This window comes from Microcoleus sp. Aus8_D2 (assembly GCF_036702665.1).
Classification (GTDB): domain Bacteria; phylum Cyanobacteriota; class Cyanobacteriia; order Cyanobacteriales; family Microcoleaceae; genus Microcoleus.
Map to the genome: position 1 here is coordinate 1 of NZ_JAUBUN010000024.1, position 16,226 is coordinate 16,226.

Here is a 16,226-nt window from a genome sequence, read left to right on the forward strand (position 1 = left end):
GGGGGAGCTAGAGCTAGAGGGTTTTTTGTGGGTTGCTGAGTCTTTTTTAACCCCCCCCAGCCCCCCCCTTGGCAAGGGGGGGAGCTAGAGCTAGAGGGTTTTTCGTTGGTTGCTGAGTCTTTTAACCCCCCCCAGCCCCCCCTTGGCAAGGGGGGGAGCAAGAGAGGGTTTTTTGTTGTTGCTGAGTCTTTTTTAACCCCCCCCAGCCCCCCTTGGCAAGGGGGGAGCAAGAGAGGGTTTTTTTGTTGGTTCTTTGGCGTTTTAACCCCCCCCAGCCCCCCCTTGGCAAGGGGGGGAGCAAGAGGGTTTTTTGGGTTTTGTGCAAAATTGGGTTTTTTACTACCAATGCGTAAGTCCCGTAGATTCAAAAAAGGGGCGACTCGTGTCGCCCCTCATCTAATTAACTTGCTGCAAAATTAGGCTTTCACAGCAATCTTTTGCTCGGAAGCTTCCGGTGAATTCGCTTCACTTGGCGGCACGACTTGCCAGAACTTCGGCAAGTATTCCGACCAATTTGCGAGAATTTTCGCGGCTTTTTGGCTGTTAGTTCGATCGCGCTGCATCTCAACTAACTCCTTCAATTGCGCCTCCCCAGCGGCCGTAGAAACCCGCTGCATCTTCACAATCTCTCCGTTGACGTGCGCTGGGAAATTGCCATCTTCATCGAGGAAATAACCCAAGCCGCCTGTCATTCCAGCGCCGACGTTGCGGCCGACTTTTCCTAAGACGACAATGACGCCGCCTGTCATGTACTCGCAACAGTGATCGCCCGCGCCTTCAATGACTGCTTTCGCCATTGAGTTGCGTACTGCAAACCTTTCGCCGGCTTTACCCGCTGCTAACAGGGTGCCGCCTGTCGCGCCGTACAAGCAGGTGTTGCCGACGATCGCATTTTCGGCAGCATCATAAGTTGCACCAGCCGGGGGTTCGATCGCGATTTCGCCACCGTGCATCCCTTTACCAACGTAGTCGTTAGCTTGGCCTGACAGTCGCAGCGTCATCCCAGGTAAGTTGAACGCGCCGAAGCTTTGGCCCGCGCTACCCGTGCAGTTGAGGACGATCTCACCGGTAAAGCCTGTGTTGCCGTGTTGCAGTGCGATCGCACCTGATAAACGCGCTCCTACAGTGCGATCGGTATTTACCAAGTTTACGCTCTTGCTGACAGTGCCGTGATTGGCGATCGCACTTTGAATCTCAGCATCCGCCAACAAATCATCGTCTAAGACTGGGCCGTTGCTGTGAATATCGCCGTGGACTAAGAAAGATCGATCGTCCTTAGTATCCGGTAACTTGGTCAAACAATCCAAATTAATCGCTTGGGTTTTAGTTAGTTTCACCCCTTCGCGCATCTTCAGCAAATCGGCGCGGCCGATGATATCTGCGATCGACTTATAACCCAACTTTGCCAACAAACTCCGCACTTCTTCTGCTACGAAATAGAAGAAATTCACAACGTGTTCCGGTGTTCCGGGGAACCGTTTCCGCAAGTGTTCCTGTTGAGTTGTGACGCCCACGGGACAGCTATTCATGTGGCAAACGCGAGCCATGATGCAGCCTTCGGCAATCATTGCTACCGTGCCGAAACCGTACTCTTCGCCACCCATCAAAGCGCCGATAATTACATCCCAACCGCTTTTAAAGCCACCGTCAACGCGCAGTAAAACTCGATCGCGCAACTTGTTCTCAATCAGCACTCGGTGAACTTCCGTCAATCCGAGTTCCCACGGAGAACCTGCGTGCTTGATCGAACTCAGTGGTGACGCACCGGTGCCGCCATCGTGGCCAGAAATTTGAATCACGTCGGCATTTGCCTTAGCGACGCCCGCTGCGACAGTTCCGATGCCGACTTCCGACACCAACTTCACCGAAACCCCTGCTTTCGGATTGATTTGATGCAAGTCAAAAATCAACTGCGCCAAATCCTCGATCGAATAAATGTCGTGGTGGGGAGGTGGCGAAATCAAAGTCACACCCGGTTTCGATCGGCGCAAATAGGCAATGTACTCGCTCACTTTCGGCCCCGGTAATTGACCGCCTTCACCCGGTTTCGCACCTTGTGCGACTTTAATCTCGATTTGTCGGGCGCTCATCAGGTACTCGGGAGTGACGCCGAAACGCCCGGAAGCTACCTGTTTGATTGACGAACAGGCTGTATCGCCGTTCTGCAAACCTTTTAAGTGAGGTAGGGTTTGTGAGAAACCCGCCACACTCACATCGTTCAGCACTTTGTATCGGATCGGGTCTTCGCCACCTTCGCCGGAGTTGGATTTGCCGCCGATGCGGTTCATCGCGATCGCCAGAGTTTCGTGGGCTTCCGGGGACAAAGCGCCGAGAGACATTCCGCCGGTGGCGAAGCGTTTGACAACATCTGCTACAGATTCGACTTCTTCGATGGGGATGGAAGGGCGATCGCTCGCAAAGTCGAGCAAATCCCGCAAAGCCGTGACTGGGCGGTTTTCGAGCTGTTGCTTGTAAACTTCGTAATGGTCGTAAGCCGTTTTTGCGTCAGCCCCGTTACCGTTACCGTTACCGTTAGTCTCAGCCTTAAATGTAGCGACAGCTTTGTGCAAAGCCTTTGCCATTTCTGGGCTGTTCATGTGATATTCGCCACCCCGCCGATACTGCACGAAGCCGAAGTTTTCCAGCTTTTTCTGGAGTAATTCGGGGAAAGCCTGAGAGTGGAAAGACATTACTTCGTTAGCAAGTTCCGCGATACTCAAACCGCCGATGCGGGAAACAGTGCCTTTGAAGCCCAAATCGAGCAAATCGGCGCCAAGCCCGATCGCCTCAAAGATTTGTGCCCCCTGATAGCTAGACAGCAGCGAAATTCCCATTTTCGACATAATCTTCAGCAAGCCGTTTTCCACCGCTGTGCGGTATTTAGCTTGAGCCTCAGTCACCGTAATCTTGGGAACTTTGCCGTGTTCCATCAAGTTTTGAGTTTTGGTGTCAAACCACCAGCCGCGCACGCTTTCCAACGCCAAGTAAGGGCAAACTGCGATCGCGCCGTAACCAATCAAACAAGCAAAGTGGTGAGTGCTCCAGCACTGGGCGGTATCCACAACCAGCGAAGTTTGCATCCGCATCCCGACGTTAATTAAGTGGTGGTGAACCGCACCAACTGCTAGCAAGGGCGGAATATAAGTACATTCATCACTCAATCCCACAGCAGCAGATTCGCCTTTTTCCTGCGATGGTCGATCGCTCAAAATCAGAATTCTCGAACCGTCGCGCACCGATTTAACAGCATCTTGACAAAGTTGCTCGACTGCGCTTTGTAAGCCAGCAGGCCCGGAAGTAATTTTGTAAAGCGTTGACAGTTGCGTTGCGGGGAAAGACTTTTGGTCTTTTAAGAAAGACAGTTCACCGTCGTTGAGTACCGGCGAATCAATTTTTAGCAGCTTGGCATTTTCCGGTGTTGCTTGCAGTAAATTGCCGCGCAAACCCATATTCATTGTCAGCGACATTACCATTCCCTCGCGCAAGGGGTCGATCGGCGGATTTGTCACTTGAGCGAACCGTTGTTTGAAATAGTTGTAAAGTAACTGAGGCTTTTCGGACAACACAGCCAAGGGAATATCGTCGCCCATGCAGAAAGTCGGTTCTTTTCCCGAACTCGCCATATCGACAATTACCATATCCAAATCTTCGGCCGTGTAGCCGAAAGCAGTTTGGGTTGCTAACAGTGCTTGCGAGTCGAGGGTTGCTGTTTCCGCAAAAGGCTGAGGTTGCAGAGTTTCGCGGTTTTGTTTCAGCCATTCGCCGTAGGGGTGGCGCTTCGCAATCCGCTGTTTTAGCTGCCAGTTTTTGAGAATTTCCTGGGTTTGCAAGTCCACTGCAATCATTTGTCCGGGCCCCAAGCGGCCTTTTTCGACGATATCTGCTTCGGGAATATCGACAACTCCGGCTTCGGAGGCGACAATTACCAAACCGTCTTTAGTAATGCAGTAGCGGGCCGGACGCAAACCGTTGCGATCGAGCGTAGCACCTACTTGCTTCCCGTCGCTAAATACCAGCAGCGCCGGGCCATCCCAAGGTTCTTGAATGCCGCTGTAATATTCGTAAAAATCGACGATTTCGGGATATGTCGCCAAATCCGGCTGATTTTTGTAGGCTTCGGGCACCATAATTGTCAGCGATTCCAGGGGAGTGCGCCCGGAATGCACCAACAATTCCATCACGTTGTCCAAGTTTGCCGAATCGCTGCTGTCGGGATTGACAATTGGGTTGAACGTGTCGATGTCGGCTTGACTCCAATTTGGATGAGATAAATTGGCTTGTCGCGCCGTCATCCAAGTAATATTGCCCAACAGCGTGTTAATTTCGCCATTGTGTCCCAGCAAGCGCATGGGTTGGGCGAGGTGCCAGCGGGGCATCGTGTTCGTGCTGAAGCGGCGGTGATAGACGGCAAAGGCACTTTTATAAGCGGGATTTTTCAGATCGAGGTAAAATTCTCCGAGTACGGCCGATCGCACCATGCCTTTATAGACGATCGTGCGGCAGGAAAAAGAGCAACTATAAAATTCTTGACGAGTGAAGCCAGGGCGATCCGATAGCGAGTGTCCGATGGTGCGGCGGGCGAGAAATAGCTGTCTGTCGAGATCATCTCCCTGCAAGTTGGGTGAACTTACGATGATTTGTTCGATTTGAGGTTGATTTTCCCGCGCTTGCGGGCCCAAAACCGACGGTACCACGGGAACTTTCCGCCATCCCACCACAGTGAAACCGCGTGCTTTCACAACTTCTTCAACCACCTGCCGCGCGGTATTCGCTTGAGTTTCATCTTGAGACAAAAACATCATTCCCACGCCGCAGTTTTCCTGTGGTGGAGGGACAATTCCTTGTTCAGAAAACCAAGTATGCAACAATTCCCAAGGAATTGCCGTCATCAAACCCGCACCGTCGCCGGAATCGGAGTCAGCGCTGCAACCGCCCCGGTGTTCCAGACAAGTTAAGGCTGGGAGGGCTTTTTGAATCAGTGAGTGGGTAGCTTCGCCACTTTGATTGGCAATAAACCCCACACCGCAAGCATCTCTTTCTTCCACTAACCAGTTTTGGCCGGCAAATGGAGTTCCTCGCTCAGTCTGATGCACGTTGCTGTTTCGATCGATCGTGTTACCCATGTTGATTGAATGTTATTTCTGTGATTGTGTGGTTGATTTGTTTTTATAGCTCGGAGAGAGAATGCTGCCGAGCGGTGGAAGTCTAGTAAATCTTAAAACAGCACATAGCAAGCTGATTCGGTCAAAATTTACGTAGATGCTACCTTTACGTAACGTGGAAACCCTGTTTGGAGATTCTAAATTATCTCGATCGCATCGCTTCAGAGATGTCTCCTACAATAACCTGCTATTCAAAGCAGTGATGCTTTGGGAAATCGCCACCCAGCAACTAGATAGATTGCGGGCGAATCCGGTTGGGATAGCTGCACTTCACGAGTTTTTTGTCTTGTTTTTCCTGAGTCCGCTAGATAGCTTTGCAGGGAACACTGGTAGATAGTAACTCTAGCTTTATTTTGCTCGCTGCGGTATTGAGTTGCGTTCGTCAGCGGCCTCCTACACAAAAACCACCTGCCCGCTAGGTGAGTAGGTGCAATGTTTTTTTTAGCAGCGCGGTTCACAACCAATGAAACCCTGCCTTATATTATGCAGCTAACTACAGCAAACTACACAGCCCCAAAAATTAAATTTATCCAATAAAATTACATTTTTTCACCATTGTGCTGTACGGGCGACGTTTTTGAAGGTTAATGGTTTTATGTTTCCCGAAGTAAAAAAATGCACAGACAAAAACGGCTATTAGCATCTAACATCCGGCGATCGAGTGTTTGGCTGTGGATGTTGTCAGTCTCGATTTCGCCCGTACTGGCGATCGTCCTTTGCTCGGTGTGGAATCTGGCGGGGAGAGCTCAAGAGATGAAGAGTGAGAGTACAGGGGAGGGGGAGAAGGCTGGGCCGATCGATGCTTCCACAGCCCGCCAGGGGTTAAAACCCCCTTATAATAGCGAAAGTCGTCTCAAGACGACTGGAATACAGATGACTCAATCTATACCGCCGGTTGCCAGAATTTTACAAGGCCGCCAAGTCTCCCTCAACGGCAGGATTTTGCCCTTAGCTTGGACTCAGCAGCCAATAAATAACACTTCTACTAATTTCCGAACTTGGATTGCTGATGTTGGCTTAATGCAATCTGCTGGAGTCGATTTGCTGTCCACCGCCGACAGTACCAAACAACCTGTACAGTGGTTTTCCGTATCTTTAACTAATACTCAAAGTTTGACAGCCCGATCGACAGGCCCGTATCGTTACTTAGATATTACAGATTTTGCTAAACTTGCTGGCTGGCAAATATCGATCGACAATAATCTCCTAAAGATCGCATCTCAACCTGCAAATGTCACCGGAATTCGGCAATCAGCGAGAGAAACGGGCGATCGCATTGTTCTAGATCTCGATCGCGCCGCCCCGTGGCAAGTTAACTTTGTGGATACACCAAGTCCATCGCCAACAGACGACCCCACAAAACCCGCTATTTTGCAGCAAATCGCGCCCCCAGCACCAAACCTCGAAACACCAGACGACCCGACAAAACCCGCGCTCTCGCAGCAAATCGCGCCCGTACAGGCGATCGCCAGTCAAGAATGGTCGATCGCGATCGATGCCAAGGTCGATCGCACTTTGGGCGAGCGCATTTTTGCAACCAGCCAACAATTGCGATCGCTCAAAGTCGAACCTGCGGGGAATCAAACCAGAATCAAAGTACAAATTCCCTTAGGTTGGCGCCCGCAAGTTTTCAGTTTAGGAAATCCCCATCGATTAGTTATCGACATTCGACCGGATTCCTTAGTAGAAAAAGACATTGCTTGGGCGGCGGGAGTTCGATGGAGACAGCAGTATCAAAATTTAGGAACAGCGCGTTTTCCCGTATATTCCTTAGAAGTAAATCCACGTCAATCTGGCGTCAAAATTAGACCGCTTTTGAGCAATCCGCCGACCGAAAAAGGCAGTGCACCTTTACTGCAAACAGCCGAGCTTTCGGGAACGGCTGCTGCAATTAACGCCGGATTTTTCAATCGCATCAATCGACTAGCTTTAGGCGCGATTCGGCGGGACAATAAATGGCTGAACGGCCCGATCTTGAATCGTGGGGCGATCGCCTGGAACGATCGCGGAGAATTTGCGATCGATCGTTTGACTTTGCAAGAAACTTTAATAACTCCGGCGAATCAACCTTTGTCTATTTCACAGTTAAATAGTGCCTACGTGGAATCGGGAATCGGTCGCTACAATTCCGATTGGGGAGCGACTTATACTCCGTTTTCCGACGATGAAATAGTTGTGACAGTTGCGGGCGATTCCCTAGGGGATAGCTTCGCCGCGCGTGTTGTCAGCCAATCTCCCGGGGGTGCGGCGGGAAAAACCAATTTCCCGATTCCCGCGAACGGTTATCTTTTGGCTTTGCGTTCCGATTTGTCGGTGGCTTTTCAATTGTCTGATGGCACTTTATTGCGTTTGGAAACTAACACAATTCCGGCTGATTTAAATCGTTTTCCTTACATTCTCGGTGGCGGCCCGGTGTTGGTACAAAACAGTCTAATTGCTTTGGATGCTAAGGCGGAAGGGTTTAGCGATGCGTATGTTCGACAGACGGCGATTCGGAGTGCGATCGGGCGAACTGCTGCGGGAAATTTGCTAATCGTAGCGGTGCACAACCGCGCGGGCGGGGCCGGCCCAAATTTCGCGGAACTGGCGCAGATCTTGCAGCAAATGGGCGCTGTGGAGGCTTTAAACTTGGATGGGGGAAGTTCGACGAGTTTGTATTTGGGAGGGAGTTTGCTCGATCGCCCGCCGTCTACTGCTGCGAGAGTCCACAATGCGATCGGCATTTTCATCCAACCGTAAATCAATTGCCAAAAAAGGTTCGTAGTGAGGACTTTAGTCCGCATCTATCTGCGGACTAAAGTCCTCACTACAAACCCGGAGGATATCAATCTGCCATCACAGATAATACATACTCTCCTTGATTTACCGACTGATTGGTAGAGACATCAAAAACGAAAACATCCGACTCAGCGCCAACTTCAACTACACTCGGAAGTTCCCCATTCTTGTGAAAACTGAGAATTTGATAAAGCCGATCGCCCTTTTTGACAACACTCCCCAACTGCACTCGATTTTGAATCATGCCGCCCGCCGGAGCATAATATTTTTTTACTGACTTTTTGGGAGTCAGATTTATTTCATGCGCCGCTGTTTCCGGGAGCGGAAATCCTGCGATTTTCAACAAACCCTTACTTGCTAAGTAATTTTTGATTCCCCGCAAACCTTTTGCTACAGATTCCGGATTCATCTGCATCCCCGAACCTAATTCTAAAGTCCAAGCTTCCACATCAAAGGCGATCGCACTTCCCAACTGAGTTAAACTCTTTTCCAGCGCCAGCCAAGGCTTGAGAAACGCCTCGTCAAAAGCATCGCCGTCATACTCGTTGAACAAGATTCCGCGATCGAGCAAAAAGGCCTTCGCACTTTCCTCCCGGGAACTGAAACAGTAAACGTAGTCTACAGCTTGATTCGTGGAACTGTGCAAGTCCAGCACGTAATCGGCATCCAAACACAAAGATTGTAGCTGGTAGCGGTAAATTTCGCTGTAGGGTCTGCCACTAGGAGCATTGATTTTTGCCAACTGTTTCGCAAAACTCAAAGCAATCTCTTGTCTGTAGTTACTTTTGATCGTATCAGCATCGCGATCGATCTGAGACTTCGCAAAAGCCTGAATATCTTCGCCTGCTTTTTCAAAGTCCCAAAAAATCCGGTTCCAATCTGCCCCGTCATAATGATTGTAGCGGCCGGGCGAGAAATGGTGCGATCGCTGACTGACACCGACAGGATTGCAAACCGGTACCAGCCAAACTTCCCCAATTAACCGATCGCTCTCCAAAGACATTAAAAACTCAATTAACTGGTGAATCACAGCATTACCGCTAATTTCGGCACCGTGCAGGTTAGACTGTATGTAAGCCTTTTTGCCGGGAACGGCACCTCGAAACTGATAAACTTGCAGCGAAAGCCGATCGCCATTCGCAAGCTGCACCACAGGAATAGTCGAAATAACAGGAATCATAGACTGGGGAATGGGGAATTGGGAATGGGGCATGGGGCATGGGGCATGGGGCATGGGGCATGGGGCATTGGGCAAACAGGGAATTGGAAATTGGCCAAACAGGGAATTGGGAATTGGCCAAACAGGGAATTGGGAATTGGCCAAACAGGGAATTGGGAATTGGGAATAATCATCCGCAAGTAGAAGCCCAAAGTAAAATTCTCCCCCTCTCCCCCTCTCTCCCCCTCTCTCCCTCTCCCCCTCTCCCCCTCTCCCCCTCCCCCCCTCTCCCAATTCTCCCCCTCTCTGCTCTTTGTTCCAGTGCCGATTTGCGGGCGTTGGTCTAAAATCAATACAGTCGTCCTCTGCTGCCTTGCTTTCAGCAAGATTGAAGCATACTTACCCTGCAACCTCATAATAATCCTTGTGTCAGAAACTTCCCAGAACCGCCAAGAGCTGGATCTGAAGACCATATTTCCATTCGAGCTAGATAACTTTCAGAGAGAGGCGATCGCCGCCCTCGATGCAGGTAAATCCGTTGTGGTGTGCGCTCCCACAGGCTCCGGGAAAACCCTAATCGGCGAATACGCCATCCATCAAGCACTCTCTAGGGGGCGGCGCGTCTTCTACACCACTCCCCTCAAAGCTCTCTCCAACCAAAAGCTGCGGGACTTCCGCAATCAATTTGGAGACGAGATGGTAGGTTTGCTGACTGGCGACATCTCCTACAATCGAGATGCGCCGATTTTGGTGATGACTACCGAAATATTTCGGAATATGCTCTACGGTACGCCCATTGGCGCTGTGGGTGCTTCTCTCACCGGAGTCGAAACCGTGGTGCTCGACGAGTGTCACTACATGAACGATCGCCAGCGCGGTACTGTCTGGGAAGAATCGATCATCTACTGTTCCAGCGAAATTCAACTGCTCGCCCTCTCAGCAACCGTCGCCAATAGCGGCCAACTCACCGACTGGATTAACAAAGTCCACGGGCCCACAGAGCTTGTCTACTCAGACTTTCGGCCAGTACCGCTACAATTCCACTTCGCCAATCAAAAAGGGATATTTCCCCTGCTAGACGAAACCGGCAAAAGACCTAATGTGCGGTTAGTCCCCAAAAAGAAGCAGCAAAAAGCAGAAAGAGGTAGCATTCCCACCCCGAGTTTGACCGATGTTTTGTCTCGGTTGGACGATCGAGATATGCTACCAGCAATTTACTTTATCTTCAGCCGTCGCGGGTGCGACCAAGCAGTCACAGAAGTCGGCAATTTCTCCCTAGTTAACGAAGCCGAAGCAGCCGAACTCAAACGCATCATTGAAGATTTTTTACAGCGAAACCCAGAAGCCGAACGTTTCGGTCAAAAAGAAGCACTTTTAAAAGGCATCGCAGCCCACCACGCAGGCATTTTACCCGCTTGGAAAGGTTTAGTAGAAGAACTCTTTGGTAGAGGTTTGATTAAAGTCGTATTTGCTACCGAAACCCTCGCCGCCGGGATAAATATGCCCGCCCGCACCACAGTCATTTCCACCCTGTCCAAGCGCACCGACAAGGGACACCGACTGCTAAACGCTTCAGAATTCCTGCAAATGGCCGGTCGGGCCGGTCGCCGGGGGATGGACGAGCTGGGGCACGTGGTCGCAGTTCAGACGCGCTTTGAAGGCGCAAAAGAAGCCTCTTATTTGGCAACAGCCAAGGCCGACCCCCTCGCCAGTCAGTTTACCCCCAGCTACGGCATGGTACTGAATTTACTGCAAACTCACACTCTTGAAGAAGCTCAAGAGTTGGTAGAACGCAGTTTTGGTCAATATCTATCAACTTTGTACTTGCAGCCGCAGCAAGCAGAATTAGAGAGGTTGCAAGCAGAATTGGCAGTGCTCGAAGAGTCGCTGGCGGCCGGAGGTAATGTCTCTATTCTGGAAAAACAACTCGCCCATTACGAAAAATTGCAGGGAAGGCTCAAAGAAGACAAACGTTTGCTGAAAACTCTTTTGCAGCAAGCAGAAGAAGCTCGAATTAAGGAGATGTCCGTAGCTGTGGCTTTTGCAGTCCTCGGTACAGTTCTTAGTCTCAAAGGTAAGCACGTTCCGACAGCTAAACGATCGCACACAACCCCCGTTCCCGCCGTACTGGTTGCCAAAATCGCAGGTTCCGGCCAAGCACCAAATTTGGTATGTTTGGGCAAAGACAACCGCTGGTATATTGTCGCCATTAGCGATGTCGCCACCCTCCACGCCCAACTCGCTCGCTTGAGTATCGCAGATACCCTGAATCCGCCACCGGAATTGACCTTGAGACTCGGCCAGTGCCGCTTGGGAACTGAAGAAACTGTGGCAATTGCTCAATCGATCCCAGAATTGCCGGCGCCGGAACCGAGCCCAGAGGCGATCGACCAACAACAGAAAATCGCAGCCCTAGAAGAAAAACTAGAAATTCACCCAGTTCTAGAATGGGGCAATCCCGGTACTTTGCTCAAGCGCCAGCGCCGCCGCGAAGAATTGAAAAAAGAAATCCGCAAAAGCGAACAAGAGTTAGAAAAGCAGCGAGCTCGCTACTGGGAGCAATTTCTCAACTTAATTGACATCTTGCTCAATTTCGGTTGTTTGGAAAGAGTAATTTCTCCAGATGTGAACCGAGATGAATCCTCCGACAGGTTAGTACCCACAATCTTGGGCCAAGCTTGCGCGGCCATTCGCGGCGATAATGAACTGTGGCTGGGTTTGTCCCTAATGTCTGCGGAGTTTGACGAACTCGACCCCCACCACCTCGCTGCTGCTTGCGCCGCCTTAGTTACAGAAGTTTCTCGGCCCGACAGTTGGACTCATTACTCGCTGTCTGGGGAAGTTTTGGCACCTTTGGACAATCTCCAAAAAGGCCTGCGCCGCCGATTGTTTCAAGTGCAGTACCGTCACGAAGCTGCGATCCCGATTTGGCTGGAACGGGATATAGTGACTTTGGTGGAACAGTGGGCTCTGGGTGTGGAATGGCTGGAACTGATTAGCCATACAAGTTTGGATGAAGGAGATGTGGTGCGGATTTTGCGCCGGACTTTGGATTTCTTGTCTCAGATTCCCCATGTTCCTCACGTCTCTGATTCTTTGCGGAAGAATGCTTGTCGGGCGATGCAGTTGATCGATCGATTCCCGGTAAATGAAGCTGCAACTCAGTAAGGTTCGTAGTGAGGACTTCAGTCCTTCTTGTTGCGGAAGGGAGTCCTCACTACAAACCTATGTCGATCGCGATGCCGTCGATCGCACATGATAGGAGTTATTGTAGGGTGCGTCGCCTGCGATAAATTCCTAACTAAAATCGACAATCTAACAGATCCGCACCTGTGCTTACAAAGCCAGTGCAAACAAACCAAACACTTCTTTTGTCGCCAAACTTTGTAAAAATAATATTAGTAAAAAAAGTTACTAACTGAATCAACCGGTGCGCAGTACGCACCCTACAATAACTCCTTCCTTCTTCCTTATTCCTTCTTCCTTCTTCCTTCTTCCTTATTCCTTCTTCCTTCTTCCTTATTCCTTCTTCCTTCTTCTACTTAATTGCTCGAAATTGTTATTGAAATTTTCCTAAGTGGTGTGGTGGGTAATTATCGTGTCAACGCAACAAATCAAAAAGCCCGATCTAATGCCTGAAGCCTGCTCTCAGGCTCAAAAAATTCGCTTTTTCACTTTCTTGCAAAGAGTCTTAATTGGAACTCTAGCGAGTACATTACTCAATTTTTTTATCCTATTTCCCTCTCCCAGTTTCGCGGAAGTAGTTCTGGGTGTTGTTCGCAGTTCCGAGAATTCCCGCGACTGGGTGAAGATTACCACGCGCCTCTGGGAAAGCGGCATTGCTTACAAACCAATCAATCTCGAAGAAATCAAAAGTACGGCGGATTTAGCAGGCGTTAACGTGCTGTTTTTGCCTAATATTGAAACTTTGACCCCGGCGCAAATAAAAGTTTTAGAAGCTTGGACAAAACAGGGCGGCCGCTTGATTGCTTCGGGCCCAGTCGGCCGCAGTTCCCCGGCTTTGGTGCGTCAATCTTTGCGATCGCTCCTCGGGGCCTACTGGGCTTTTCCCTTAACCCAGCGGGGGGCACCGCAACCCCGCACTCGCTGCCGGGATCTCGCCTGCACCGCTTCTAGCAATTGGGTTCCCGCCGAACAAAAAAATGCCTCTGTCCAAGGCGGTGTCTTGATTCCCGCCGATGCGAACAGTCAAACAGTCGCTACTTGGAAAGATAGTTCCGGTTCCTCTGCTGCGATCGCCACCGATCGCGCTACCTATCTCGGCTGGCGCTGGGGTAGCGACGGTTCGCCAAATATAGACTCGGCTTGGCTGCGGGCCTCGATCGCCCGCTGGGGAGGAACAATGGGTTCCCCTGCTGCGCCGTCAACAGCGGCCGCGCCCCCACTCCCAACTCCCCCCTCTAGAGTCACGAGAAATACGCCTAGTTCGCCGCGCAATACCCCGCTGAGCAGACTTTCTCCTTCTCCGCCCCTTCCCGATCCGGTACCGACAACTTTTACAGACCCTTCGGATCAGTCGGCGCCGGCGGGTTTGGACGTGCAGGTAAATTCCAATAAGCCGATCGTCAGCATTGAAGCGTACTTGATGCGCCAAGAACTCACCAACCTCCTCGGCAGGTTTGAAAGCGCCCTGACAGCAGCTAATTCAGCCAATACCGCCGTCAATCTCAATGCTGCCAACCCCCCTCAACTGGTGGCGTCCACCAACAGTGTAGGTGGGCCGGCCCAGAGTCGCCCGCTGGTTTTGCAAGGAGCAACAACGCGGGCGATCGCGAGCGCACGGCTGGTTTTGCAAAATTTTGACCAACTCCTGCAAGAGCAAAAGTACGCCGAGGCTAGACAGCAGTGGGTGGAAGCGCGACAGTTGCTGTGGCAAAATTACCCCCAGGAAGGGCAGCGCGTTGGGGCGGAAATTCGCGCGGTTTGGCTCGATCGCGGTACGATCGTGGCGGCGCGATCGGAACAGGGTTTGGCCGCTGTGTTCGATCGGCTCGCCGCCGCCGGTATCAATACCGTTTTCTTTGAAACTTTGAATGCCGGATATCCGATTTATCCCAGTCAAGTTGCACCGCAACAAAACCCCCTGACAGTTGGCTGGGACCCGCTGGAATCGGCAGTTAAATTAGCCCACGAGCGAGGCATGGAATTGCACGCTTGGATTTGGACTTTTGCCACCGGAAATAAACGCCACAATACTTTAATTGGCCAGCCTGGTTCTTATCCTGGCCCGGTGCTTTCCGCTCATCCAGATTGGGCAAATATTGACAATCAAGGGCGGCGCCAACACGTCAATGACGGTAAATTTTATCTCGATCCTGCTAATAGGGAAGCGCGCAGTTATTTACTGCAAATTGTTGGCGAACTTGCCAGCAAATATCAAGTAGATGGGGTACAATTAGACTACATCCGCTATCCTTTTCAAGATGACAATGCGGGTTTTACCTACGGCTACGGTGCGGCGGCGAGGCAGCAATTTCAACAGTTAACTGGTACCGATCCGGTGAATATTTCCCCCAGTGACGGCAGTTTGTGGCGGCAGTGGGTAGAGTTTAAAACTAATCAAATTAATACTTTTGTAGCTGAAGTTTCTCAGCTTTTGAGACAGAATTATCCGCGCACAATTCTGTCGGTGGCGGTGTTTCCTCACCCTCCAAGTCAGCGGATTTACAAGATTCAGCAAAATTGGGAAGTATGGGCCCGTCAGGGCATTGTAGACTTGATTGTGCCGATGACTTATGCTTTGGATACTAATCGACTTCAGCGCATTACCGAGCCGCTAGCAAAGGAACAAATGCTTGGTTCGGCTTTGATTTCTCCCTCGGTTAAGTTGTTGACTCTCCCGGAAGTTGTGGCGATCGACCAAATTCAAGCTTTGCGCGATTTGCCGACTGGGGGCTATGCTATTTTTGCGGTGGAAAGTATCAGCAGCGGGATGCAGGGCTTTTTTAACCGCACTCAAGGGCGAGGAGTGCGCTCCTCTACGAGGGCTTCGCTAACGACTAATGTTACGGAACCGATTCCTTACCGACAGCCGTTTGCGGCGGCTGCCTCGCGGTATACTGCTCTCAAGCAGGAATGGAGTTTTTTGTTGGCTAACAATCAGTTGCGGGTGTCGGAATCTGAACTGAAAGTTCTGCAAAGTCGATCGTCCGAATTGGGTGTTGCTTTGAGCAAATTGGCGGCCACTCCTTCTACGGAAAGTTTAACAACTGCTAAAAGATTGTTGGCGAGTTTTCAATCTCAATTTCAATCTTCGATGCGCTTGCATTCTGGGGAGAATAGCTATCAGGTGCAAACCTGGCAAAATCGTTTGGAAAGCTTGGATATGCTGTTGCGTTACGGCGAAAGGCTGGAGTTGAATCGCAGGTAAATGCAGGTGTTTCGCGTGCGCGCGGCTGCGGAGAGTGCGATCGCACCCCATCACCTGCTCTCCGCAGAAATACGCTACAGTAATTTAAATTAATACCCTATACTGAGATCGGTAAGGTAAAATCCCAGCCCTGGAATTATAGCAATCTCGATTGCCTGCAATAAGTAGGCGGTGGACATCTATAGCCTTTCTCAGATTGATGAGGTACAACTTGAGATTTTAGATTTTCCATTTTTCGATTAAAGAATTGGGGGATTGGAGGATTGGAAGATTGAGAGATTGGGGGATTCGGGGATTCGGGGATTTTGTAATTGTTAATTAATTGGTTAATACCTCATCTTTTCGATAACCGCTATACAGCAATTTTCAGGTAACTGCTCTATCAGATCCGCTCGAACAACTACAATAAAATTGGTTCAATCGTGAGGAATGCCAGTCCTCATGAAATCTGAGGACTCGCATTCCTCACGATCAAACACTTTTTATAATGGGTAATTAACCGGATTTGACAATACTCGCTCGTGTATAGCCGAGTCTCAGATAGATGAGGTACAAGTTGAGATTTTAGATTTTAGATTGGGGGATTGGGGGATTGGGGGATTTTGTAATTGTTAATTAATTGGTGAATACCTCATCTTTCCGAGAACCGCTATATCCCTCCTAGATTTTAAGATCTACAGGGCTTACTTATGGGGGTGAGAAACCCGGTTTATACTAAAAATTTTGGGTTGAGTAA

7 protein-coding genes are annotated in these 16,226 nt (G+C 50.3%); 5 read left to right on the forward strand and 2 right to left on the reverse strand.

The window, feature by feature from the left end:
- Positions 1 to 416 precede the first annotated feature (416 nt).
- Positions 417 to 5,123: a glutamate synthase large subunit gene (gltB, locus tag QUB64_RS19150; RefSeq protein WP_333273530.1), complete on the reverse strand. Its 4,707-nt coding sequence runs from the start codon at positions 5,121 to 5,123 to the stop codon at positions 417 to 419.
- Positions 5,124 to 5,259: 136 nt separating this feature from the next.
- Here gltB and QUB64_RS19155 point away from each other — a divergent pair, with 136 nt between their 5' ends.
- Both QUB64_RS19155 and QUB64_RS19160 read left to right on the forward strand, forming a co-directional pair.
- Positions 5,260 to 5,499: a hypothetical protein gene (locus tag QUB64_RS19155; RefSeq protein WP_333273533.1), complete on the forward strand. Its 240-nt coding sequence runs from the start codon at positions 5,260 to 5,262 to the stop codon at positions 5,497 to 5,499.
- A gap of 278 nt (positions 5,500 to 5,777) precedes the next feature.
- Positions 5,778 to 7,901, forward strand: coding sequence for a phosphodiester glycosidase family protein (locus tag QUB64_RS19160; protein ID WP_333273535.1), 2,124 nt, complete (start codon positions 5,778 to 5,780; stop codon positions 7,899 to 7,901).
- 85 nt (positions 7,902 to 7,986) lie between these two features.
- On the opposite strand, the gene QUB64_RS19165 is transcribed toward QUB64_RS19160, so the two are convergent.
- On the reverse strand, positions 7,987 to 9,120 hold the full coding sequence (locus tag QUB64_RS19165) for a succinylglutamate desuccinylase/aspartoacylase domain-containing protein (RefSeq protein WP_333273538.1): 1,134 nt from the start codon (positions 9,118 to 9,120) through the stop codon (positions 7,987 to 7,989).
- Positions 9,121 to 9,130: 10 nt separating this feature from the next.
- Between QUB64_RS19165 and QUB64_RS19170 the strand changes: the two genes are divergently transcribed.
- The 3 genes from QUB64_RS19170 to QUB64_RS19180 all read left to right on the forward strand — a co-directional run bounded on the left by QUB64_RS19170 (position 9,131) and on the right by QUB64_RS19180 (position 15,490).
- A complete protein-coding gene (locus QUB64_RS19170; RefSeq protein ID WP_333273541.1) occupies positions 9,131 to 9,289 on the forward strand; it encodes a hypothetical protein in 159 nt (52 codons plus the stop codon).
- Positions 9,290 to 9,525: 236 nt separating this feature from the next.
- Positions 9,526 to 12,267 (forward strand): DEAD/DEAH box helicase, encoded by a 2,742-nt coding sequence (locus tag QUB64_RS19175; protein WP_333273543.1) that lies wholly within the window; start codon positions 9,526 to 9,528, stop codon positions 12,265 to 12,267.
- A 463-nt stretch (positions 12,268 to 12,730) separates the two neighbouring features.
- Complete coding sequence (locus tag QUB64_RS19180; RefSeq protein ID WP_333273545.1) at positions 12,731 to 15,490, forward strand: family 10 glycosylhydrolase; 2,760 nt, start codon at positions 12,731 to 12,733, stop codon at positions 15,488 to 15,490.
- Positions 15,491 to 16,226 lie beyond the last annotated feature (736 nt).